The sequence below is a fragment of the Actinoplanes octamycinicus genome (genome assembly GCF_014205225.1).
Lineage (GTDB): Bacteria > Actinomycetota > Actinomycetes > Mycobacteriales > Micromonosporaceae > Actinoplanes > Actinoplanes octamycinicus.
This window is the reverse complement of record NZ_JACHNB010000001.1, coordinates 1,689,534-1,712,924: the sequence shown is the minus strand read 5'-3', so window position 1 is coordinate 1,712,924 and position 23,391 is coordinate 1,689,534. Positions and strand designations below refer to the sequence as shown.

Below are 23,391 nucleotides of genomic sequence, written 5' to 3'. Positions count from 1 at the left end.
CTCAGAAATGGGCCAAGCGTCCACAGCGCGCCTCTCGCGCGACATGCGGGCGCCGTAGTCCCACTCCCGTTGGTCCACCTGAAAAGGGTGACGTGCCGGAGACGGAACCGCAACGCCTCACAGCGATGGCTTGCTCACCCGACCCGGTATTTCCGCAGATCCATCAGCTTTTCTGCCTTCCACAGGACGGCGGCGGAAAAGTGCTGCTGAGGCTCTTTCCCCAAGAGTTGTCCACATGGTGTGCACAGGCCTGCCCACAGCTGGGAGCGTCCTGTCCACAGGTTGTCCCAAGACTCGTCCACCGTGGCAGTTGGGCTGGTGGCGGCCGGGTTCGTACAGTGGTCCCGCCCTCTGATCGACCGGATCTGCTGAAGTCGGGTGCGAACCGGCCGAAGGAGTCGTACGAGGGTTGTTCGATGGTCCTGTCGGCATGGTCAGTTTGGGGGGATGTCCCGGTGTCGATCACCGACGACGCACGGCCGGATCCACGTCCCTCATCTCAGCCGACCGGGGGACCCCAGAGCGGTGGTTCGCCCCGCGGCGGCGGTGGCGGCGCGCCGAGCAGCGGCGCCTATGACAAGGCGCCCCCGCAGGACGTCGCGGCCGAGCAGGGCGTGCTGGGCGGCATGCTGCTCTCCAAGGACGCGATCGCCGACGTGGTGGAGATCCTCAAGACCCACGACTTCTACCGGCCGATCCACGGCACCATCTTCGACGTCATCCTCGACCTCTACGGGCGGGGTGAGCCGGCCGACGCGCTGACCGTGGCGGCGGCCCTGGCCGACAGCGGCGACCTGCAGCGGATCGGCGGCGTGCCCTATCTGCACACGCTGATCGAGAGCGTGCCGACCGCCGCCAACGCGTCCTACTACGCGCGCATCGTCGCCGACCGGGCGATCCTGCGCCGCCTGGTCGAGGCCGGCACCAAGATCGTGCAGTTGGGCTACAACGCGAACGGCAACGCCGGTGGTGATGTCGACGACATCGTCGACCGGGCCCAGCAGACCATCTACGAGATCACCGAGAAACGGGTCAGCGAGGATTTCGCCGCGCTCGGCGACATGCTGCAGCCGACGCTCGACGAGATCGAGGCGGTGGGCGCCTCCGGCGGCGTGATGCAGGGCGTCCCGACCGGTTTCCAAGACCTCGACCGCCTGCTCAACGGCCTGCACCCGGGCCAGCTGATCATCGTGGCCGGGCGACCCGGTCTCGGCAAGTCGACCGCGAGCATGGACTTCGCGCGCAACGCGGCGATCCGGCACGGCTGCGCCAGCGCCATCTTCTCGCTGGAAATGAGCAAGATCGAGATGGTGATGCGGCTGCTCTCCGCCGAGGCGCGGGTGCCGCTGCACACCCTCCGGTCCGGCCAGCTCTCCGACGACGACTGGACCAAGCTGGCCCGCCGGATGGGCGAGATCAGCGAGGCGCCGATCTTCGTCGACGACACGCCCAACATGAACCTCATGGAGATCCGCGCCAAGGCCCGCCGGCTCAAGCAGCGGCACAACCTGAAGATGCTGGTCATCGACTATCTCCAGCTGATGTCCTCGCCGAAGAAGACGGAGAGCCGTCAGCAGGAGGTCTCCGAGCTGTCCCGTGGCCTCAAGCTGCTGGCCAAGGAGATCGAGTGCCCGGTGATCGGCGTCAGCCAGCTGAACCGTGGTCCCGAGCAGCGCACCGACAAGCGCCCGCAGCTGTCCGACCTGCGTGAGTCCGGCTCCATCGAGCAGGACGCCGACGTGGTGATCCTGCTGCACCGCGACGACTACTACGACAAGGAGTCGCCGCGCGCCGGCGAGGCCGACTTCATCGTGGCCAAGCACCGTAACGGCCCGACCGACACGATCACGGTGGCGGCGCAGCTGCACCTGTCCCGCTTCGTCGACATGGCCATCTAGTGGCCCGTTGTGCCTCCGGCGGCGACGAAGGGGCCGTGGGCAGGCGCGCGGTCGCTGCCGCCCCACGCCACCCCCTTTGGGGTACGACGTGAGCACCTGTCCGTGGTCATCGGCACCGTCCGCCGACTCGTACTCTGCCGCGGTCGCGTGCCGGCTGTCGTAGGTCTACCGAGCTTGCTTGTCTCCGCAACGCTCTGATCCCGCATGCGGCGTTGAGGTGCAGGGCGGCGGCAGGAGATGCGCCGACCGAAGTGTCGGCTGGTAGTCCTTTGTGGGGTGTGCCCGCTCCGAGCGGGCGTTTGTAGGGTGCTCCCGCTCGAAGCGGGCGTTCATCGCCAGAATCTCCGCGGATGCGGTGGCACGCCGGGTCGCGGCACTGGGCCGCGGCCCCCGACCGGCGTGCACCGGCATCGGTCGAAGCCGCTCGGTGGCGGCTCACCGCGGATCGGTCAGGCCGCCTCGTCCGGCACGCGATGGGTGGTCACCAGCTGCTCGACCTGGCGGTGCTTGCCGGCCGACGCGCTCTGCACCGTCTCGACGATCACCCGGGCCAGCGTCTCGACGTCCCACTCCCGGCAGGCCTGCTGGTCCAGGCGCAGACCGACGAGATCCCCGTCGGCGTTCACGGTGGCCTGCACGGCGCCGTCCGGCGACTGCGCGCTCACCTGCATGGTGGCCAGACTGCGCTGGAGTTCGTCCACTCCGGAGCGCATTTCCTCATACCGTCCGTAGACGTCTTCCAAGTCGTTTCGCAGGTCCTGGTTCGCCGTGCGATCAGCTGTTTCAGTCACGGTTCTTCCTCCGTTCGCCGCGACAGGGGGCGACGTGACAATACCCAAGATCCGCGACGTTGCGTATTCCAGCGACTTCGTAACGCGAACGAAAAGAGAGACCTATCGAAATAGTTCTCTTTAAAGTGACGGCCCGACTCCGTTTTGTGCTCACGCAGAGTGATCAATCCCACTGCGGCTTGTCTCCGCAGCTCCCACCCGACTCACGAAGTCGATCAGTACCCGCTGGTCGTGGCTTCACTCCCGGAGCCCCTGAAGCCCCGCTCCTCGAAGCCCATATGGTCGCTCTCGGTCAACGCGGCCAGCCGGATCAACCTCGGTAACGTCCCGCACCCGTCCCAATTCGCGGACGCCCAGGTATCACCGAGCGACCCGTCGATTGCGCGCTCCGCCCCGTCCATCACCATTTCGGCCGGTCCTCCCACTGCCGAACAGTCACCTACCCCAATCCAGCCGTCGCCCCATACGCAGCGATCAGCCAGCGGCCGCAAGGGCGGCTCAGCGGGGACGGCGTGAGGTAGGCGCGGGAGGCCAGCTCCGGCCATTGACCGCCCAGCGGCTGCCTGTCCCGGAACGCTTCATTGGTCGCCCGGCGTTACCAGAGATCGGAACGCGGGCAAGCCGCCGGAAACCGGAAACGAAGTCCAAAAGCGACAAAGAACCCGCAGGCCGGCTCGGGGCCGGAGCGAGCCGCAGGTCGCCAGCAAAGACTCATGCCGGCTGGCGAGATCCGGAATGCCGCTCAAGCACGCCTACCGGGCAGCAGGCCGCGTCTAGAAACAGCAGCCGGGCGTGGGCCACGGGTGGTGTGGGTCGAGCAGGGCGTCGGGCTGTGTTCACCGGCCATCCGCGCTGAGGGCCAGCGTGAGCGGCGGGTGGTGTGGGTGAGCAGCAGGCCGGCGTGGGCGGCGCGTGGTGTGGGTTGAGCTGCGGACCGGCGTAGGCGGCGGGTGTGGGTCGAGCAGCAGGCCGACATGGGCGGCGGGTGCGGGTCGAGCAGCAGGCCGGCGTGGGCGGCGGGTGTGGGTCGAGCAGCAGGCCGGCGTGGGCGGCGGGTGTGGGTCGGGCTGCGGGCCGGCGTGAGCGGCGGACGACGTGGGTCGGGCTGCGGGCCGGCGTGGGCAGCGGACGACGAGGCTCGAAGCGAACCGATCAGAGCAGGGGGGCGGCGCCGCGGCGAGCAGCGGACCCGCCGGAGCCGGAGGCCGCGCGGGGACGAGCCGCGGATCGATCAGAGCAGCGGACCGCCGGCAAATCAGCACACCATGCAAGGTGGCATCGGTCCGCCGGCGAAAGCGGCGGACCGACCCAAGTGCCGGACCGCCGGTCGAATCAGCGCCTTACCGGCCGAAACCGAAGACCCCGACCCGACCCGGCAGCCCGGTCAGCCAAGAAGAACTGTCAGTCGAACAGGTCGTGCAGGAAGCTGCGCCGCCGGTAGTGCCCGTGGTGCCCGTAGTGCGGCTGCCGGTAGTGCCCGTGGTGCCCGTAGTGCGGCACCGCCGGCGGGTAGTGGGCGGCCGGCGGGGCGTGGTGCACCGGAGTCCCGTAAGCCGGCGGCGGCGGGGGCGGCGGAACATATCCGTGGCCACCGTGCGGCGCGGGAGGCGGCGGCGGAGGGGTGTGGGCGGCCGGACCCGGTGCCGGCGCGGAACGGTTGTAAGTAGCCTCGGCGGCGAAGAGTTTCTCCAGCTCACCGCGGTCCAGGAAGATGCCGCGGCACTCGGTGCACTGGTCGATCGTGACGCCGCTGCGCTCGTAGACCCGCATTTCGCCGTGGCACTTGGGACAGGTCATCTGCATTTCATTGACGGTACAAGGCTGTGTCATGCCGTGGGGCGGAAGAAGCTGTGCGATTCCTGAGCACCAGCGCGGGTGCCCAGACCAGCAGCGCGGCCGGGTAGAGCAGGTAACCGAATCGGGTGGTCGGCATCAGCAGGATCGCCGCGAGCAGTCCCCAGCCGCAGAACAGCGCGGCGGTTCCGGCGTCGCGGGGCGGACGGCGCAGCAGCAGCCAGCCGATCACCAGCGCGGCCGCGCCGAGCAGGGCGGCGGCCAGGAGTCGGCCGCCGGGCAGGTGCTGGGCGACCAGGTATCCCGGGAACGGGGACTGCGCCGGACTGGTCACGAGTCCGTGCCCAAGCGGGAACCGGAGCACGTTCTCGACCAGCGCGTCGAAGTCGACCAGCAGCGGCGGGATCAGCGCCAGGATCGGCAGGCCGACCGCGAACGGGATCAGCCGCCGGCCGCGTCCGGCCACCACGGCCAGCACCACCAGCACCGCCACGACCGGGAGGGCGAACAGCTTGGCGGCGGCCGCGATCCCGACCGCCACGCCGGCCCAAGCGAACCGTCCGGTGGCGGCGAGGGCCAGGGCGAGCAGGCAGAGCGCGAGCACCGGGATGTCGTCGCCGCCGGTGGCCAGGGTGAGTGCGGTCACCGGCAGGACGGTGGCTGCCTGGATCGCGCGTACCGGGAAGGGGGTGAAGGGACGCAGGACCGCGACGGCCAAGCCGACCGCGAGCACCGCGGTGATCGCGAACCAGACCCGCGCGTCAGTCCACCAATGATCACCGGCGAGCGCCCGCGGCAGCCCGAAGATCGCCATTCCGGGCTGGTAGGGGCGATAGCCGAGCAGCCGTTCGTCGATCGGCAGGGCGGCGATGTCGGCCCGGCTCAGATAGGGCGTGCCGTGCTCGACCAGCGATTTCCCCATCGCCTCGACGACCGGCACCTCTTCCTGCGCCCGGTCGGTGCGTCCGCCGGCCCGCTGGACCGCCTCGACGACCAGCGGCAGCAGCGCCACCGCCGCCCACGTCAGCCACGCCAGCCAGACCCGAAACCGATCACCCGCAAGAGCAAAAACCGAAAAATCCGATTTGGGTACGAGGTGAGCGCCGTCGCCCGACAAGTCACCGCGCCCCGAGGTAGCTGGCAACGGCGTGGGCGGCGCGCTGGCGGACTTGAGTGACGAGGTCTCCGAGCCATCCACTTCCGAGGTGTGCGTCGAGGTGGCGGCGGTACGCGATGCCACCGGCGAAGCGGTGGACGCGCCGGAAGGCGAGGCGGTGGACGCACCGGAAGGCGAGGCGGTGGACGCGCCGGAAGGCGAAGCGGTGGACGCACCGGAAGGCGAAGCGTCCGACACGGCAGCGCCCGCCCGTTCCGCTCGGCGGGAGAGCGTCAGCTGCGCGACCACCAGCACCGCGGCGACCGCATAGCCGCACGCCGCGATCAAGCCCCACGCCCGATGCGGCAGCAACGTCGACGTCAGCCCGGTGACCAGCGCGAACAACGCCGACACCAGATACAACCCGAGGTCGGCCGCGAGTCCACCGGCCGCCCGGTCGATGCGCCCGAGCAAGCCGCCGGCGGTCTTCGTCACGCCGGCAAGTGTGGCAGAGGAGATCTCCCCGGTCCGGACGACCGGCGGACCGGCATCCGCACCACCGACCCGGCGTCGTGCAACGCCGCCGCCAGCGCACCCGGCCGCCCGGCCGATCCACGCTGCAGCGTGCCGAGGAACCGCGCCGCCGACAGCGGCCGCGCGAACAGGTGCCCCTGCCCGGCCAGACAGCCCAGCTCCCACAGTGCCCGACGCTGCGGCTCGCTCTCCACGCCCTCGGCCACCACCGTCAGATGCAGGTTGCGGGCGAGGTCCACGGTCGTCCGGATCACCGCGGCCGCCTCCGCCGAGGTCTCCACCGCGGCGACGAACTCCGAATCGATCTTGAGTTGGTGCACCGGGATGCGGGAGAGCACCGACAGCGAGGAGACCCCGGTGCCGAAGTCGTCGACGGCCAGTCGCACCCCGGCGTTGCGCAGCTCGGCCAGCACCCGGGCGACCACGTCGAGCTGGCTGATGGTGAGCGTCTCGGCCAGCTCCAGGACCAGCCGGTCGGCCGGCACGTCGTGCCGCTCCAGCCGGCCGAGCACAGCGGCCGGGAAGTCCGGGTCGAGCAGGCTGCGCGGCGACACGTTGACCGCCACCGGCAGGTCGAACCCGGCCTCCCGCCAGGTCCGCATGGCCTCCAGCGACTGGTCCAGGACCGCGTCGGCGAAGGCCGGCAGCTGGCCGGAGCGCTCCACCGTCTCGAGGAATCGGAGCGGGTCGAGGTTGCCCTGGCCGGGGTGGTGCCACCGGGCCAGTGCCTCGGCCGAGATCACCTCGCCGCTGCCCAGGTCGACGATCGGCTGGAAGTCGACGGTGAACTCCTGCTTGTCGACCGCGCGGCGCAGCTCGCCGGTCAGCATCAGCCGCTCGACATCCGCGGTGTCCCGGGCGTGGGTGTAGCTCATGGTCGGCTCGCCGGCGCGTTTCGCCTGGTACATGGCGATGTCGGCGCGGCGCATCAACTCCTCGGCGCTGCCCGTGCCGGCCGCCAGCGCGATCCCGCCGGCCGCCTCCACGGTGATCACCATGCCTTCGACCTCGATGCCCGGCTCCAGCGCGGCGAGCATCGTGCCGGCCCGGTGGTTGGCCAGCGCGGGCGTGGGCAGACCGGTGAGCAGCACGGCGAACTCGTCCCCGCCGAGCCGGGCCACCAGGTCGCCGGGCGCGGCGGCCTCGCTGAGCCGGCGGGCCACCTCGCGGAGCACGTCGTCACCGGCGGCGTGGCCGAGGGTGTCGTTGACCTCCTTGAAGTGGTTCAAGTCGATGATCATCAGGGCGACCAGGCCGTCCGGCGCCACGTCGTGGCACAGCTGCTCGGCGCGCTCGTAGAACTGGCGGCGGTTGGCCAGCCCGGTGAGCGGGTCGTGGGCCGCGGCGTAGGCGTTCTCCGCGGCGATCCGGGCCAGCTCGGCGTACGCCTGCGCGTTCCGGATCGCGGTGCACACCGCCGAGGCGAAGGTGCGCAGCTTGTACTCCTCCACCTCGGTGAGCCGGACCGCGCCTCCGAAGCGCAGCCGGAGCACCCCGACCCGGACGCCGCCGTCGTGCGCGATCAGGTCCACGCTGGTGTCGCCGGTGCGAGCCGGCGCCACCGACAGCGGGCCGTCGGCGAGGACCCGCTCCTCGGTGGCGAGCACGGTGCGGCCGGGTCCGGCCGCGGTCAGGTCGATGGCCGCCTCGGCGGCGCGGAAGATCTGCGCGGCCCGGGTGGCCGCGGAGTGCAGCACCTGGGTGAGGTCGACGGCGTTCAGCTCGTCGGTGGCCTTCGCCAGGCGCTGCCACGCCTCGCGCTCCTCGCGGGTCCGGGAACTGCGGGACTGCCACAGCTGCATGCAAGCAACAACGAGCGGGACGACCAGGAGAAGCAGCACGTTCGCGTGGGAGGTGAGCACCCAGAGGGCGAGCAGGCAGGCGCCGAGCTCGCCGAGGAAGCCGATGATCTTGCCGATCCAGCTGCGCCGGGCGACGCGCAGGATGCTGGTCCGGTTGTCGGTCGCCAGCACCGGGAGGAAGACCAACTGGTCGACCAGGGTGAAGACGACCAGGCCAGTGAGGACGGCGAGCACCGGGACCTGCGGGGTGGAGAGGTCGGGACGGACCCCGAACGCCGCGAAGACGGCGCCCGCCGCACTGACCGTCAGCGCCTCCTTGGCCGTCGCGAAGACGGTCTTGCGGAGGCCGGGCCGGTCCCAGATCTTGAGGACCAGGACGCTGACCGTGGCGCAGAGCACCACCCAGGGCGCCGGAATCAGCATCAGGCCGACCAGGGCCGGGATCTCGTCCCAGGCGAGGCCCTCGCGGCCGGATCGCACCCGGACCGAGACCCGGAGCCGGTACGCCGCGATCACCGTGCCGCCGAGCAGGGCCAGCAAGCCGAGCGGCGGGACCGGGCCGGGATGCAGATAGGCCTGGTGGGCCCAGGCGGCGGAGGCGCCGAGGCCCAGAACGACGACGAGACCGATGAGCAGCCGGAGCCGCCGATCGGTCGCGTCGTCGTTGATGCCGGTGTCAGGCATGGTGTCCTTGTCGCCGAACGCAACTGAGCTGTCGCTCAGGGTTCAAGGCTATTCATCTGCGCCGTTTTGCGCATCACTGTCTTTTTCAGATCCAGTCGCCGCCGCGCATGGCGTTCTCCTCATCCTCATTGGTGCGGAAATCCGCTCAGTGGTGGCCGGGTCTTCAACGAGCCGGCGGGGTGTCCGTCGCGACGAGATCGACGCTAGGCTGCGATCTTTCCGATTTCCAGTAGATCGTGTCGTTATGCGCATAATGCGGGAACGATTCCAGGGATCGTTACTGACGGTTTCCCAATGGCGACGGAAAGCGATGAAAAACCGTTCCGATTTCTATTTTCAATACCCCGGGCAGGGTCCCTGAGCAGTAACTGGAGACGGTACGGAGCCGGTATGGACAAAGTGTGAAGCCAGCTCGGCGGCGATGCGAACGCGGTTTCCGGCATCGCTCTATAAGCTCCCGGTATGCCCCAGGAAACACATCTCACCCATGTCGACGAGACCGGCGCCGCCCGGATGGTCGACGTGTCCGCCAAGGCGGTGAGCGACCGCCGGGCCGTCGCGGCTGGTCAGGTGCACACCACCAGCCGGGTGATCGAGCTGTTGCGGGGCGGCGACCTGCCCAAGGGCGACGCCCTCGCGGTGGCCCGGCTGGCCGGGATCATGGGCGCCAAACGCACCCCGGATCTGGTGCCGCTGTGTCACCCGATCGGGCTGCACGGGGTCACCGTGGAGCTGGAGCTCGGCGCGGACGTGGTGGAGATCACCGCGGTGACCAAGACCGCGGACCGGACCGGCGTCGAGATGGAGGCGCTCACCGCGGTGGCCACCGCCGGCCTCGCGATGATCGACATGATCAAGGCGGTGGATCCGGCCGCCAGCCTGGACGCGGTCCGGGTGATCCGCAAGGAGGGCGGCAAGACCGGACTCTGGGTACGCCCGGAGGACCGGCCGTGACGATCCGCGCCCGGGTGATCGTCGCGTCGAACCGCGCGGCCGCCGGCGTCTACGCCGACACCAGCGGCCCCCGCCTGGTCGCCGGCCTGCGCGAGCTGGGGTGCGAGGTGACCGATCCGGTCGTGGTGCCGGACGGCGATCCGGTCGCCGAGGCGCTCCGGGCGGCCGTCCAGGACGGCGTCGACGTGGTCCTGACCAGCGGCGGCACCGGCGTCACCCCGACCGATCGGACCCCCGAGGCGACCCGCCCGCTGCTCGACTTCGAGATCCCCGGCATCGCCGAGGCGATCCGCGCGCACAGCCGGGACCGGGTGCCGGCCGCCGCCCTCTCCCGCGGCCTGGCCGGCGTCGCCGGCCGCACCCTGATCGTCAACCTGCCCGGCTCGACCGGCGGCGCCAAGGACGGTCTCGCGGTCCTCGGTCCCCTGCTCCAGCACACCGTCGACCAGATCCGGGGCGGCGACCACTAGGGCCGCGCACCCACGTGATCCACCGGCGCCGGCCCGCGGACTACGCTCGACCGGTGAGCGCTGACGTGAATCCCCCGGTCGGCTGGGACCAGGCTCGGGAGCTGGCCTATCAGGCCGGTCTCGCCGCCTCGGCCGGCGCCGAGCGGATCCCCTTGGCAGCCGGTGACGGCCGCACCCTGGCCGAGCCGTTGCGTGCCCTCACCGCCCTGCCCGCCTTCCCGACCTCCAGCATCGACGGCTGGGCGGTGCGCGGCGCCGGCCCGTGGCGGCCGGTCGGGCGGGTGCTGGCCGGTGGCACGCCGCCGCCGCTGACCGGCGACGGCACCTGCGTCGAGATCGCCACCGGCGCCATGGTGCCCGAGGGCGCCGCCGCCCTGATCCGCGTCGAGGAGTCCGCCACCGGCGCGGACGGCCTGGTCACCGGCACTCCGCGGCCCGCTCCGGAGTGGCGCCTGCCCGGCGAGGAGGCCGCCGCGGGCGAGGAGCTGTTGCCGGCCGGCACCCCGGTCGACCCGGCGGTCATCGGCGTCGCGGCCACCTGTGGATACGAGACGCTGACCGTGCGCCCCGAGCCGCGCGCCGCCCTCCTGGTCTTCGGCGACGAGCTGCTCACCGCCGGCCCGCCCGGCGCCGGCCGGGTCCGCGACTCGCTCGGCCCGCAGGTCCCCGGCTGGCTGCGCCGCTGCGGCGCCACGGTGACCTCGGTCGACGGCCCGGTCCAGGACACCCTGGCGGCGCATCTGGCCGCGATCCGGGCCGCCCTGGAGACCGCCGACGTGGTCTGCACCACCGGCGGCACCATGCACGGCCCGGTCGACCATTTGCACCCGTCGCTCGCCGAGCTCGGCGCGGACTATGTGGTCAACACCGTCGGCGTGCGCCCCGGCTTCCCGATGCTGCTCGCCCGGGTCCCCGGGCCGGACGGCCGCGCGCGCTTCCTGGCCGGCCTCCCGGGCAACCCGCAGTCCGCGGTGATCGCCCTGGTCAGCCTGGTCGCGCCGCTGCTCGACGGGCTGTCCGGCCGGCCGTTCCGGGCCGAGCTGCCGCAGGTCGAGGCGGCCATCCCGGTCGCCGGCCGCGGCCGCGACACCCACCTGGCGCTGGCCGCCCTCGACCCGACCGGCCGGGTCGCCACCCCGGTCGGGCACGTCGGCTCGGCGATGCTGCGCGGTCTCGCCAACGCCCACGGTTTCGTCGTGGTCCGGCCCGGCGTCAAGGTGGCCGCCGGTGACCCGGTCCCGTTCCTGCCCCTTCCGCTGCTGCCCGGGGAGCGCGCATGACCGTCACCCTCGCCGAGGTCCTGGACGCCCCGCTGGACCTGGCCGCCCACGAGGCCGCGGTGGCCGACCGCCGGGCCGGTGCGGTGGTCTCCTTCCAGGGTGTGGTCCGCGACCACGACCACGGGCGTGACGTCACCCTGCTGGAATACGAGGGTCACCCGACCGCCGCCGCGATCCTCCGCGAGGTGGCCGAGGAGATCGCCGCCGACCCGGCGGTCTACGCGGTCGCCGTCTCGCACCGGATCGGCACCCTGCAGATCGGTGACGTGGCGCTGGTCGCCTCGGTCAGCACCGCCCACCGGGCCGCCGCCTTCGAGGCCTGCGCCCGGCTGGTCGACGAGGTGAAGGCCCGCCTGCCGATCTGGAAACGTCAGGTCTTCCTGGACGGTCAGGAGGAGTGGGTCAACTGCCCGTGACCCGGCCGCCCCGGGGGACCGGGATGGCGGCGCGCCGGCGTGGCGCGGCCGGTGCCGGGACCGGCGCGGTCCGCCAGGGCAGGGCGCCGGTCAGCACGATCAGCGCGAAGGCCGGCACGTTCCAGCCGAGCAGGACCGGGACCGGCGCGACCAGCAGGGCGTACCCGGCGACGGTCAGAGCGCGCCGGCGGCGCCGGGTGCTGTCGGCGAGGACCAGCAGCGCGGGCAGCAGCCAGATCAGCTCGGCCGGCGGGCTCATCGGGCCGAAGGCCGCCGCGGCCAGCCCGATCAGGGTGAACGCGGCCACCTCGTCGCCCGCGGCGAGCGCCGACCGGGCCCGGATCAGGCCGACCGCCAGCAGCAGCGCCCCGAGCGACAGCCAGACCAGGACCGGCGGCGCCGGGCAGCTGTCCAGCCGGGCCAGCACGCCGGCCAGGGCCTGGTTGCCGGGGTCGGTCAGCGGCTCGGTGCGGTTCAGCTTCCACAGCGTGCCGCCGAACCAGGCCAGCGTCTCCCGCGGGGCGAACAGCAGCCCGGCCAGGGTCACGGTGACCGCCGTGGTCAGCGCGGTCAGCGCGGCCCGCCGCTGACCCAGCACCAGCAGGCCGGCCAGGAAGAAGAGCGGGGTCACCGCGAACGCCGCGGCCAGCCCGCTGCCGATCCCGGCCCAGCTCCCGTCCGCCCAACCCCGCCGCACCCGGTCGGTCAGCGGCCGCGACTGATCGGCCGGCCACCACGGCGCGCGCCGGGCCCGGCCGGCCCGCAGCCACCGCAGCGCCACCAGGTCGGCCACCACCAGGCCGAACAGCAGCAGCTCCGGGCGTCCCTCGCCGAGCGCGGCCCGGACCGGCTCGGTGAGCAGGGCGAGCGCGGCGACGCCGAGGACCAGCGGGGTGCGGCGGCGACCGTGCCGGCGGGCGATCGGGCCGGCCAGCACCACCGCGGCCAGCAGCAGCGCCGCGACGCCGGCCAGGGCGAGGAGCCAGCCGGCCGCCTTCAGCGGCAACAGGGCGAGCGGCGCGAGGAGGATGGCGAGTGCGGGCGGCAGTGCGGCGCCGGCCCGGCTCACCGGTTCCCGGTACGCGTAGAGCTCGGCCCCGCCCAGCCAGTCGCGCACCGCGGCGTGGGTGACGGCGAGGGCGCTCAGGCCGTACCGGGAAAGGAAGAGCGCGACCAGCGCAAGGGTGACCAACCCGCCCACCGCCACCAGGACGGACCTGATCGGCGCGGCGCGAAGCGCGCGTTTCTGACTGACCGGCATGCCGCGACCCCTGTCTCGTCCTCCGGGCGCGGCACGGCCCGCCACCGCGCGGGTCACGTGGTGGCGGGTTTGTAGCCGGGCGGAAGCGAGCGGTGAAGGCGCAGACCGTCCGCGTGCGGCCCCTCGTTCGCTTTAACGCAGAGGTCGCCGCAAGGTTGTTATCCGGTCATTTAGGACATTACGCCCGCGCGCAACCGGTGCGTCTCGTCAGCCGGGCAGCTTCCGGGCAGCGGCGGCGGAGAGCGCGGCGATCTTCGCCTCCCGCTTCGCGGTCCGGGCGGCGCGCCGCACCGACCGCTGCGACCGGTCCACCACGCGGCTGACCGAGCGCTGACCGCGGTCGACCGCGTGCACGGTGCGGTAGCGCAGGCCCGGCTCGCCCTCGGTGTCGACCGCGGCGAGCAGCAGGCCGCCGAGCAGACCGAGATTTTTCAGGAAGTGGATCTGCTGATCGGGCCGGCGGTCCCGGGGCACGGCCCAGAACGGATGGCCGGCGACCGTGGTCGGCACCAGCCCGGCGGCCAGCACCGCGGCGGCCGGCCGGGTGAACCGGCCGGTGGCCAGGGCCAGACCGGCCACCACGTCGCTGGCGGCCTTGGCCCGGACCAGCGTCCGCGGGTCGGTGGGCAGCCGTGGATCGGCCTTTTCCAGCAGCGGGGTGAGCCGGTCGGTGACCCGGCGGGCGGCCTGGACGCGGGCCTCACCGGGATTGATCAGCACGCGGACCCCGCTGATCACGAAGATCGAGGCGAGCATGGCTCGGGCGGCGGTGCGGACGGGCTTCATGAGATCCCTTATACCCGTCCGAGGAAGATCACACCGGCTGCGTTCTGAGGTAGCGACCGAAGTGCGGGACGGTGAACGCCACCGTGCCCCGCTCGCCGGAGTAGATGAGTCCTTTTTTGATCAGCGCGTCCCGGGCCGGGGAGAGGCTGGCCGGCTTGCGGCCGAGCGCCACGGCGATGTCCGAGGTCGGCACCGCGGCGTCCATGTCGTTGCCCGGATCGTTGGAGAGCGCGGCCATCGCCCGCATGTACTCCCGCTCGGCCGGGGTGGCCCGCTCGAAGCGGGAGCCGAAGAAGCCGACCGCCAGCTCGCTCTCCGCCTCCGGCGCGGCGACCCGGACGTCGTCCGCGGTGATCGGCGACTGCGGCGCGTGGTCCCAGGTGGCCTTGCCGTACGCCTGCACGAAGTACGGATACCCGCCGGACTTCTCGTAGAGCAGGTCCAGCGCCTCCTGCTCGTAGTCCACGTCCTCGCGCTCGGCCGGCACCGCGAGCGCGTAGTCGGCCGCGTCCCGATCCAGCCGGTCGATCCGCTGGTAGCGGAACAGCCGCTCGGAGTACGACTTGGCGGCGGACAGCACCGCGGGCAGGTGCGGCAGCCCGGCGCCGACCACGATCAGCGGCGCGCCGAGCTGGGACAGCTCGTGGCAGGCCGCGCAGAGCGCCGACACGTCGGTCGCGCTCAGGTCCTGCATCTCGTCGATGAACAGGGCGATCCCGGTGCCCACGTCGGTGGCCAGCGACGCCGCGTCGGTGAAGAGCTCGACCAGGTCGATCTCGATGTCGCCGGAGTCGGCCCGGCCGCGCGCCGGCGGCACGTCGATGCCCGGCGCCCAGCGGTCCCGGATCTTGCCGTTCGCGTCGTTGGCCCGCAGCGCGAACGCCTTGAGCACGCCGAGCACCTCGTCCACCCGCTCCGGGTCGCGGTGGTGCGGGGCCAGCTCGCGGATCGCCATGTGCAGTGCGCCGGAGACCGGGCGGCGCAGCGACTGGTCGGGCCGCGCCTCGATCTTGCCGGTGCCCCACAGCCGGCCGATCGCGGCCGAGCGCAGCGTGTTGAGCAGCACCGTCTTGCCGACCCCGCGCAGGCCGGTGAGGACCAGGCTGCGCTCCGGGCGGCCGCGGGCCACCCGCTCCAGGACGATGTCGAAGGCGTCCAGCTCACGGCCGCGTCCGGCCAGCTCGGGCGGGCGCTGACCGGCGCCGGGGGCATACGGGTTCCGCACCGGATCCATGACGTAGCACCGTATCGGGCCATCTAGGACGAACGCTAGAGTCCGCTCGATATGTCGCTCTAAAGCTGTCTAGCTCTGCCGCTAGAGTCCGCTAGAGCGACCTACTGAGCCGGGTACTCGCGGAGACAGAGCACGAAGTCGACGTCGTCGTACTCGGTGTCGTAGTAGTACCACTTGGTGTAACCGGGCACCTTGCCGCACTTGGCGACCGCGTCCTTTTCCCCGGTGGTCCGGCCGTCGATCCGCTTCAACACCTCGAAGGTGTTCGTCGTGCAGGTGACGATGCGCAGCTCCGGCTCGGTGTTGGTGCCCTCGTTGCGGACACACTGACCCTTGGCGGCGAACCGGGCGTCGGCGCTGGTCTGCGGGCGCGGCACGGTGACCGCCGCGGCGGTGGTCGCGCTGGCCGCCGGGGTGCCGCCGTCGTCCTTGCGACCCAGCAGGTACCACACCGTGGTGGCCAGGCCGCCGCCGAGCAGCACGCTGAGCACCGCGATCAGGGCGCCCATCGCGATGCCGCGGCGCCCGCCCCGCTCCGGCGCCGGTGGTGGTGGCGGCGGTGGCGGCGCGGACGGCTGCCAGGCCGGCTGCGCCGGGTACTGCTGGTGCGGGATCGGGGCGGCGTCCCAGGCCGGGTCGTGCAGGGCGCGGCTGTTCTCCCCCCACGGGTCGGAGGGCTCCGCGTACGGCTCCTCGGGGCGTCCGCCGGACCAGGGCGGGCCGGAGTGCGGGCCGTTGTGCGACATGCCTGTCACGGTAGCGTGCGCGGCCTGCGCCGACGGTGCCGGAATCGCCTGTGGACACATCACATCGGCCGGGGTTGTCCACAACCCGACCTGCGTTCGCCCGGCCGGGCCGTTACCTTGCCGGATCGTGTGGTTACCGCTTGTGATCTTGATGGTGCCGGTGGTCTTCCCGGCCGGCCGGTGCTTCGCCGGCGCTCTCGCCGCGCTGCTGGCCGCCGCGCTCCTGGCGGCCCGGCTCGGGCCGGTCCCGCAGCTGCCGGTCCTGCTGTTCGGCGTCGAGATCGGCGTGCTGCTCGCCGTGATCGACCTGCGCACGCTGCGGCTGCCCGACCGGCTCGTCGGCGCCCTGGCGGCCGGTGCCGGGCTGCCGCTCGCCCTGCTCGCCCCGGCCCGGATCGGCCCGGCGCTGCTCGCCGCGCTGCTGGTCGGCGCCGGCTACCTGCTGATCGCGCTGCTGCCGGGCCGCGGGCTCGGGCTCGGCGACGTGAAGCTCGGCGCGGTGCTGGCGCTGCTGGTCGGCCTGGTCGCGGGCTGGCCGGCGGTGCTCGCCGCGCTGCTCGCGGCGCACCTGATCGGCGGCGGGGTGGCCGTGGTGCTGCTGGCCACCCGGCGCCGCCGGATCTTCCCGTTCGGGCCCGCGCTGCTGCTCGGGGCGCTGGCCGGACTGCTCACAGCAGCCTGAGCTGCCGGCCCCGCGGCCGCTCCGCCGTTACTTCGGCCGCCTCGTCACAGCAGCCTGAGCTGCCGATCCTTCGGCCGGGCCGGGGCTGCCTCGCCCAGCCGCTCGAACAGGCCGGAATCGATCACGTCGAGGAACGGCGTCGGCTGCTGCTCCCGCTCGCTGCCGTGCCGGGACCGCTTCGCCGCGTAGCTCACGTAGAGCCGGTCCTGCGCCCGGGTCAGACCGACGAAGAACAGCCGCCGCTCCTCGGCGATCTCCTCCTCGGACGGCGTCGACCCGGGCCAGCGCAGCGGCAGCAGCCCGTCCTCGCAGCCGACCAGGAAGACCACCGGGAACTCCAGGCCCTTCGCGGCGTGCAGGGTGAGCAGGTTGACCGCCTCGGCGCGCGGATCCAGCGCGTCCACCTCGGCGCCGGTCTCCAGCTGTTGCAGGAACTGCGGCAGGTCGTCGCCCACCCGCTGGGCCAGCGGGGTGAGCAGGTCGGCCGCCGACCAGATGTCCTCCGGGGTGAGCTGGCCGCCGTCCAGTGTCGGCGCCGCGTAGCGCTGAGCCAGCACCTGGGCGGACAGCTTCACCCGGGCGGCCAGCGAGCCGCCCAGCCCGCCGGCGTGCCGCAGCTCGCGGGCGATCACCTCGACGCCGGCCCGGTCCCGCAGCCGGTTGTGCGAGCGCTTCTGCACCGGCACGCCGGCCCGCAGCAGCGCGTCCAGGATCGGACCGGACTGCGAGTCGGTGCGGTAGAGCACCGCGATGTCGGAGAACGAGAGGGTGCCGGCGACGGCCGCGCGGGAATCCACCCGGCCCGAGTCCAGCGACCGGTGGGACAGGCCGCCGACCAGCTCGTCGATGGTCCGGACCACGAAGTCGGCCTCGTCCGCGACGCTGCGCGCCGGGTAGCGGCCGACCAGCGGCGCCTCCGGGTCCAGCCGGGCCGGGTCCAGCCGACGGCCGCGGACCAGCGACGACGGGGCGATGGCCTGCACCGCGGCGGCCAGGATCGGCGCCGAGGACCGGTAGTTGCGGGTCAGCCGGACCAGCCGGGCGTCCACGAAGTCCTGGTTGAAGCGGAGGAAGTAGCGCACGTCCGCGCCGCGGAACGAGTAGATCGCCTGGTCCGGGTCGCCGATCGCGCACAGGTTGCCGTCCGCCGGGGAGAGCAGGCGGAGCAACTCATATTGCAGCTCGTCGACGTCCTGGTACTCGTCGACGAAGATCCACTGCCAGCGCTTCCGGTACCGCTCGACCAGCGCGGCGTCCTCGCGCAGCAGCGTCACCGGGACGCTGATCAGGTCGTCCAGATCGACCAGGTCCTGCTGGCGCAACAATTTCCGGTACGCCGTGTCGTCCTCGCCGGCCTGCTCGCGGGCCGCTTTCTGCTCCGGCTCCTCGGCGATCCGCCAGCCGGCGCCCAAGCCGGCCGCCTTGGCGTTCTCCTTCAGGATGGTCAGGCCCAGCGCGTGGAAGGTGCCCACGGTGATGTCCTCGGCCACGTCGCCGAGCAGGCTCTCCAGCCGCTCGCGCAGCTCGGCCGCGGCCCGCCGGGTGAAGGTGATCGCCAGGCAGCGCTCCGGGAAGACGCCCAGCTCGGCGCAGAGATAGGCGATCCGGTGGGTCAGCGTGCGGGTCTTGCCGGTGCCCGGGCCGGCCACGATCAGCAGCGGCCCGCCCGGCGCGGACGCGGCCACCCGCTGCATCGCGTCGAGCCGGTCCAGCAGGCCGGTGCCGACCTCCTCCATGCCGGCCAGCATCGGCTCGAACGGCTCGTGCGGGCTGGGCGGCGGGGCGATCGGCGGCGGGGCCGGCTTCTCCTTCGCCGGTTTGGCCTTCGGCTTCGGCTTCTCCTCCTTGACCGCCGGCTTCGACTTCTCCATCGGGAGCATGTCGAAAAGGGTCTCCACCTGCGGCGCGCTGGTGCGGTTGCGCAACTCGCCCGGCTCGAAGAGGGTGATCACGCCGTACTCGCCGTCGTAGCCCGGGACCCGCCGCACGTCGCCGCGCCGCAGCCGGGTGATCGCCTCGCGCAGCTCGTCGCCGCCGGCCCTGCCGATCTCGTCGACCGGGACCTTGCGGAGGATGTCCAGCTCCGCGCCGAGCGTGGCGACCAGGTGGTTGAGCTGCGACTCGACGGTCTTCGACTTGGGGCCGACACCGTGGATCTCGCCGAGGATCTCGTGCAGCTGGATCAGGTGCTCGACGTGCGTGTCCTTGGTGAAGTCGGCCGGGCGGTCGGCCAGGTCCTCGACCCGGCTGAGCACGCCGACGGTCAGTGGGCGACCGCACTCCGGGCAGCGGCCGCCGGCCTCCCGGGTGCGCTCCGGCTCCCAGTTCACGCCGCAGGCGCGGTGGCCGTCGGCGTGGTACTTGCCCTCCTCCGGGAAGAACTCCAGGGTGCCGGCCAGGCCGACGCCGTCGCGCACCGCGAAGTAGTCCGGGGTGCCGGTGAACAGGGTGGCCTCGCGGGCCAGGGCACCGGGCGAGTGCGCGTCCGAGTTCGAGACCAGGCGGTAGCGGTCCAGGCTGGAAACCCGCCAGTTCATCGCCGGGTCGGAGGAGAGGCCGGTCTCCACCGCGGTGATGTGGTCGGCCAGGTCGGCGTAGCAGTCGGCGATCGCGTCGAAGCCGGACTTGGAGCCGAGCGCGGAGAACCACGGCGTCCAGATGTGCGCCGGGATCAGATAGCCGCCGGCCTCCAGGGTGATCTCCAGCAGGTCGCGGGAGTCCAGGCCGAGGATCGGACGGCCGTCGGCGGTCAGGTTGCCGATCCGGCCCAGTGCGGTGTTGATCCGCGCGGCCGACTCGAAGTCCGGCGCGTACAGCAAATGGTGCACCTTGCGGGTGCGGTCGTCCCGCTTGTAGATCGTGGAGATCTCCACGCTGAGCATGAACCGGGCCGGCGCGGTGCCCTTGAGCGAGCCGGGCAGGCGCTGGGTGACCGGCTGCTCGTCGTTCAGCCGGTAGAGGCCGGGCTCGGCCGGATCGAGGCTCTCCCGGAGGTGCTCGAACCACGCCGGGTGGGTGAAGTCACCGGTGCCCAGCAGGGCGATGCCCTTGCGCCGTGCCCACCAGGCCAGGTTGGGCAGGGTCAGATCGCGACTGCAGGCCCGCGAGTATCGCGAGTGAATGTGTAGGTCCGCGACGTATGTGTCCGGGCTGACCTCCACGTCTCGCATCCTGTCACGGCCGTCGGTTCCGGCAAGAATCGCCACGCTCAAACACACTTACCGATCTTGATGAGTTACGCCACGCGGAGTTCGACCACCGTGACCTGCGGCGGCGCGCCCACGCGGACCGGTGGGCCCCAGAAACCCGCGCCGTTGGTCACGTAAACCGGCACGCCGTCCACCCGTCCGAAGCCGGAGACTACCGGTTGCTGCACCTTCACGAGGAAGTTGAACGGCGCCATCTGGCCGCCGTGGGTGTGCCCGGAGACCTGGAGATCCACGCCGTAGGGCGCGGCCTGTTTCGCGGCCAGCGGCTGATGCGCCATCAGCACGACCGGCCGGCCGGTGTCCCGGTCACCGAGCGCCTTGCCGAAATCGGCCGGATCACCGTGCTCCTCCCCACCCAGGTCGTTGACCCCGGCCAGGTCAAGCCCGTCGATCTCGACCCGCTCGTTGCGCAGCGGGCGCATGCCCAGCTCGGCCACCTCGTCGATCCACTCCTGATAGCCGGAGTAGTACTCGTGGTTGCCGGTCACGAAGTAGGCGCCGTGCCGCGACTCGATCCCGCGCAGCGGCTCGGCGAGCCGTCCCAGTTCCGCGACACTGCCGTCGACGAGATCGCCGACGACGCACACCAGGTCCGCGTTCACCGAATTGATCACCCGCGTGATGCGCTCCGTGTGACCGATTCCGGTCAGTGGCCCGAGGTGAATGTCGGACACCACGGCCAGCCTCGTCCCCTCCATGGACCGGGGCAGCTGGGCAATCGGAATCCGCACCCGGTCGATCCGAGGCGCCCCGGTAGCCGTCCGAATCCCATAGCCGGTCACACTCGCCGCCGTCAGCCCCGCAAAGATCGCCGCCCCCCGAGCCAGCACCAGCCGCCGATCCATCCCGCCGCCGTCTTGACCCCCGGCCGTGCCGGCCTCACCCGACGACCCCGTCCCGCCATCAGAGCCATCCGCTCCACCCGCGTCCGGGCTTCCCTCGCGCGCGCCTTGAGCTCTCGCGCCTCCCGCGCCCGTGGTGTCTTCCGTGCCCGCGGCGCTTGCCGGCCCTGCGGCGCTTGCCGGCCCTGCGGCGCTTGCCGGCCCTGCGGCGCTTGCCGGCCCTGCGGCGCTTGCCGGCCCTGCGGCGCTTGCCGGCCCTGCGGCGCTTGCCGGCCCTGCGGCGCTTGCCGGCCCTGCGGCGCTTGCCGGCCCTGCGGCGCTTGCCGGCCCTGCGGCGCTTGCCGGCCCTGCGGCGCTTCCCGGCCCTGCGGCGCTTCCCGGGCCCGGTGTGCTCGTCTCGGTCACTGGGCGGATCTCGGCGAGCGGGCCCGCGTTGGCGGCCGCGCTCGCCAGAGTCGGCGTCTTCTCGGCCGGCGCCTCGTCGCTCGTCGCGGCCGGTGCGCCCGCGGCAGAACGGGCCCCGGCATCCGCCGGTTCGCGTCGGGCCGGCTTCGCTTCCGACCCCTTCTCGGTACGCCCGCGGCGCACCCACGTCAGCCGCACGATCAGCCGCGGGATCTCCAGCACCAGCAGCGTGACGAGCAGGTAGAACATCAGGGCGATCCACAGGTAGCCCGGCCAGGCCAGCCACTTCACGTGCCCGGACCGCACCCCGATCAGCGTCGCCGGCACCAGCAGGATGAGGACGGCGGTGATCACCGTGCCCACCCGGCGTGCCCGGCCCGGCCGCAGCGGGTCTTGCACCAGGCGCTTGTACAGGTAGAGGTGGATCAGAACGATGACCAGCAGGATCACCGCGAAGAACGCTGCCACCCGGACTCCTCCCCAAGCGCGGCCTCCCCGCCGCACGCCAAGTCTCCCTGATCCACCCGAACCCTTCCGGCCGCGCCCCCACCCAACTCCGTCAACCGCCCAAGCCCAGCCCGTCGCACCTCACCGAGCCGAGCCCACCGCACGCCCCGCACACCCCTGTCCGCCGCACCGCCCAACCCCGTCGCACCCCACCGAGCCGAGCCCACCGCACACCCCGCACGCCGGTCCGCAGCGCAACCTGACCCGTCTCACCCCACCGCGCCAGCCGAACACCGCCCGTCTGCGTCGCCGACCGAGCCCGCCGCACGCCCCGCACCCCTGTCCGCGGCGCACAGCACAGCCTGACCCGTCTCGCGTCGAGCCCACCGCGTGCTCCGCACGCCGGTCCGCGGCGCAACCTGACCCGTCTCACCCCACCGTGCCAGCCGAACACCGCCCGTCTGCGTCGCCGACCAAGCCCACCGCACCCCCCGCACCCCTGTGCGCCGCACACCGCCCGACTCGCCTCACGCGATGCGGTGTGCCGGAGCACTGTCGGGCCGCCCAGCCCGGCTCGACAAACAACTCGCCGTCACGGACAGCGATCCGACCGCTCAGTCGCGCCCCTGCCAGGTGGTCAGGCAGATCTCGTTGCCTTCCGCATCCGCCAGGATCCAGAACGCCGGAGCCCGCCGATCGGAAACCAGCCGTCCCCCGGCCGCCAGGGCCGCCGCGATCCGCCCAGCCACCTCGTCGTGCGGAACACAGAGATCGAAATGGATCCGGTTGCGCTGCGGCCGTGGCTCGGTCATCCGCTGGAACCAGATCGCCGGCCCCTGCCCGGCCGGGTCGACGATCGGATCGGTCGGCCCGTCCGCCGACGGCTCGTGGGTGTAACCGAGCGCCGCTTTCCAGAACGGGCGGATCGCTGCGATGTCCAACGCGTCGATCGCCAGCTCCAGCATCTGCACCGCTCGCTGCCCGGCCTGGGACCCGGTCGAATGCCCGAGCTCGGCCAGCGCGGCCGAGATCTGGTGGGCCAGCTGGATGTCCCGGCTGGTCAGCGACGCGAGCCGGAGCGTCTGCAGGCTGAGCACCACCCGGTCGGCGCGCAGGTCGGCCCGCAGGTGCCCGTCGGCGTGCTCGCCGGCGGCCCGGATCGCGGCGGTGACGACCTCAGCCCCGGCGGCCAGCGAGGCGACCGGAACGGCACTCTGCAACGTGCCCAGCAGGAACCGCCACCCCCCGTCGAGAACCGCCGCGGACGCCTCCGCCCGACTCACCACCCGAACCACGCCGGCCTCCCTCGCTGACTCGCCGATGACTCCCCCGGAGCACCCCGAATCCTGCCGGAGGGGTACGACAAAACCGCGCCCTCCGAGACCGCTGGAGGTGGCGTGACGAACAACAGACCGGACGTCGACGCGGCCGCCGCCGAGACTCGTGGCGATGACGCCGGACGAGATCCGCCGACAGCTGGCCGACCGTCCAGCAGCGCCGACCAGCACGGTCCAGCCGTGCGGTGACGACCGGGTGGCGATCCGAAACCCACCAAGCCGCCGCCGAAGCCCGTGCGAAGAACAACAACGGCACCACCCGATGGCGTCCGTCAGCCGCCGCCCTCATGATCGATGACACTGGCCGCGGTCAGCGGCGGACCCGGAGGAGACCCGCCAGAGTTGTCGCGGTCTCCCGCGACCGGTTCTGAGCGGCCGGCCAGCCCTCTGCGCGACCGGTGTCAAGCGACCGGTGTCAAGCGACCGGTGTCAAGCGACCGGTGCCAAGCGACCGGTGGCAGGAAGTGCCGTGCGCGCTGGTCAGCCCCCGGCAAAGGGCGGCAGGACATCCACCGTCGCCCCCGCCGGCAGCACCGCCCGCCGGTCGTGACAGGTCAGCCCGTCCACCAGGAAGCTCGCCGCCTTCATCACCAGCCCGAGCCGCTCCCCATGCCGATCGGTGAGCACCCGCGCCAGCTCCTCCAGCGACCCCGCCGCGATCTCCTCGCTGGTCACCCCACCCGCCGCGGCCCGAGCCCCGGCGAAATAGCGAACGGTCAGCAC

General features: G+C 72.4%; 17 protein-coding genes and 2 pseudogenes. 7 read left to right on the top strand and 12 right to left on the bottom strand.

From position 1 onward, the window contains the following. Positions 1–416 precede the first annotated feature (416 nt). Entirely contained in the window at positions 417–1,898 is a 1,482-nt protein-coding gene (gene dnaB / locus BJY16_RS07735; protein WP_221501916.1) for a replicative DNA helicase, read from the top strand. 449 nt (positions 1,899–2,347) lie between these two features. On the opposite strand, the gene BJY16_RS07730 is transcribed toward dnaB, so the two are convergent. The 3 genes and pseudogenes from BJY16_RS07730 to BJY16_RS07720 all read right to left on the bottom strand — a co-directional run. Further along, positions 2,348–2,689 (bottom strand): YbaB/EbfC family nucleoid-associated protein, encoded by a 342-nt coding sequence (locus BJY16_RS07730; RefSeq protein ID WP_185038405.1) that lies wholly within the window; start codon positions 2,687–2,689, stop codon positions 2,348–2,350. A 1,401-nt stretch (positions 2,690–4,090) separates the two neighbouring features. Further along, positions 4,091–4,492, bottom strand: coding sequence for a TFIIB-type zinc ribbon-containing protein (locus BJY16_RS07725; RefSeq protein WP_239177487.1), 402 nt, complete (start codon positions 4,490–4,492; stop codon positions 4,091–4,093). 1 nt (position 4,493) lies between these two features. Next, positions 4,494–5,546: pseudogene (locus BJY16_RS07720) on the bottom strand (glycosyltransferase 87 family protein); the annotation flags it as partial. An 85-nt stretch (positions 5,547–5,631) separates the two neighbouring features. Between BJY16_RS07720 and BJY16_RS07715 the strand changes: the two are divergent. Next, positions 5,632–5,910: a hypothetical protein gene (locus tag BJY16_RS07715; RefSeq protein ID WP_185046992.1), complete on the top strand. Its 279-nt coding sequence runs from the start codon at positions 5,632–5,634 to the stop codon at positions 5,908–5,910. A gap of 160 nt (positions 5,911–6,070) precedes the next feature. On the opposite strand, the gene BJY16_RS07710 is transcribed toward BJY16_RS07715, so the two are convergent. Next, complete coding sequence (locus BJY16_RS07710; protein WP_185038404.1) at positions 6,071–8,599, bottom strand: putative bifunctional diguanylate cyclase/phosphodiesterase; 2,529 nt, start codon at positions 8,597–8,599, stop codon at positions 6,071–6,073. 462 nt (positions 8,600–9,061) lie between these two features. Here BJY16_RS07710 and moaC point away from each other — a divergent pair, with 462 nt between their 5' ends. Genes moaC through BJY16_RS07690 form a run of 4 tightly spaced genes read left to right on the top strand, consistent with a single transcriptional unit; the run spans position 9,062 to position 11,719 of the window. Further along, on the top strand, positions 9,062–9,553 hold the full coding sequence (moaC, locus tag BJY16_RS07705) for a cyclic pyranopterin monophosphate synthase MoaC (protein WP_185038403.1): 492 nt from the start codon (positions 9,062–9,064) through the stop codon (positions 9,551–9,553). Next, positions 9,526–10,023: a MogA/MoaB family molybdenum cofactor biosynthesis protein gene (locus BJY16_RS07700; RefSeq protein ID WP_185046323.1), complete on the top strand. Its 498-nt coding sequence runs from the start codon at positions 9,526–9,528 to the stop codon at positions 10,021–10,023. The genes moaC and BJY16_RS07700 overlap by 28 nt, the downstream gene beginning before the upstream one ends. Positions 10,024–10,076: 53 nt before the next feature. Further along, positions 10,077–11,303 (top strand): molybdopterin molybdotransferase MoeA, encoded by a 1,227-nt coding sequence (locus BJY16_RS07695; protein ID WP_185038402.1) that lies wholly within the window; start codon positions 10,077–10,079, stop codon positions 11,301–11,303. Beyond that, positions 11,300–11,719, top strand: a complete 420-nt coding sequence (locus BJY16_RS07690; RefSeq protein ID WP_185038401.1) for a molybdenum cofactor biosynthesis protein MoaE — start codon at positions 11,300–11,302, stop codon at positions 11,717–11,719. The genes BJY16_RS07695 and BJY16_RS07690 overlap by 4 nt, the downstream gene beginning before the upstream one ends. On the opposite strand, the gene BJY16_RS07685 is transcribed toward BJY16_RS07690, so the two are convergent. The 4 genes from BJY16_RS07685 to BJY16_RS07670 form a co-directional block, all read right to left on the bottom strand. Then, positions 11,706–12,980 carry a glycosyltransferase 87 family protein gene (locus BJY16_RS07685; protein WP_185038400.1) on the bottom strand — a complete coding sequence of 425 codons (1,275 nt, stop codon included), beginning with the start codon at positions 12,978–12,980 and terminating at the stop codon, positions 11,706–11,708. The genes BJY16_RS07690 and BJY16_RS07685 overlap by 14 nt on opposite strands. Before the next feature lie 207 nt (positions 12,981–13,187). Then, positions 13,188–13,766, bottom strand: a complete 579-nt coding sequence (locus BJY16_RS07680) for a DoxX family membrane protein (RefSeq protein ID WP_185038399.1) — start codon at positions 13,764–13,766, stop codon at positions 13,188–13,190. Between the two features lie 28 nt (positions 13,767–13,794). Next, on the bottom strand, positions 13,795–15,000 hold the full coding sequence (locus BJY16_RS07675; RefSeq protein WP_185038398.1) for an ATP-binding protein: 1,206 nt from the start codon (positions 14,998–15,000) through the stop codon (positions 13,795–13,797). A 101-nt stretch (positions 15,001–15,101) separates the two neighbouring features. Further along, positions 15,102–15,746, bottom strand: a complete 645-nt coding sequence (locus BJY16_RS07670; RefSeq protein ID WP_185038397.1) for an LppU/SCO3897 family protein — start codon at positions 15,744–15,746, stop codon at positions 15,102–15,104. 127 nt (positions 15,747–15,873) lie between these two features. Here BJY16_RS07670 and BJY16_RS07665 point away from each other — a divergent pair, with 127 nt between their 5' ends. Then, on the top strand, positions 15,874–16,428 hold the full coding sequence (locus BJY16_RS07665; protein WP_239177489.1) for a prepilin peptidase: 555 nt from the start codon (positions 15,874–15,876) through the stop codon (positions 16,426–16,428). 44 nt (positions 16,429–16,472) lie between these two features. Here BJY16_RS07665 and BJY16_RS07660 read toward each other — a convergent pair whose 3' ends face one another. The 4 genes and pseudogenes from BJY16_RS07660 to BJY16_RS07640 all read right to left on the bottom strand — a co-directional run bounded on the left by BJY16_RS07660 (position 16,473) and on the right by BJY16_RS07640 (position 23,391). After that, complete coding sequence (locus BJY16_RS07660; protein WP_185038396.1) at positions 16,473–19,598, bottom strand: UvrD-helicase domain-containing protein; 3,126 nt, start codon at positions 19,596–19,598, stop codon at positions 16,473–16,475. A gap of 65 nt (positions 19,599–19,663) precedes the next feature. Beyond that, positions 19,664–20,479: pseudogene (locus BJY16_RS07655) on the bottom strand (metallophosphoesterase); the annotation flags it as partial. Positions 20,480–21,945: 1,466 nt separating this feature from the next. Continuing rightward, complete coding sequence (locus tag BJY16_RS07645; protein ID WP_185038395.1) at positions 21,946–22,626, bottom strand: 4a-hydroxytetrahydrobiopterin dehydratase family protein; 681 nt, start codon at positions 22,624–22,626, stop codon at positions 21,946–21,948. A 522-nt stretch (positions 22,627–23,148) separates the two neighbouring features. Next, positions 23,149–23,391 (bottom strand): MoaD/ThiS family protein, encoded by a 243-nt coding sequence (locus tag BJY16_RS07640; protein ID WP_275408071.1) that lies wholly within the window; start codon positions 23,389–23,391, stop codon positions 23,149–23,151.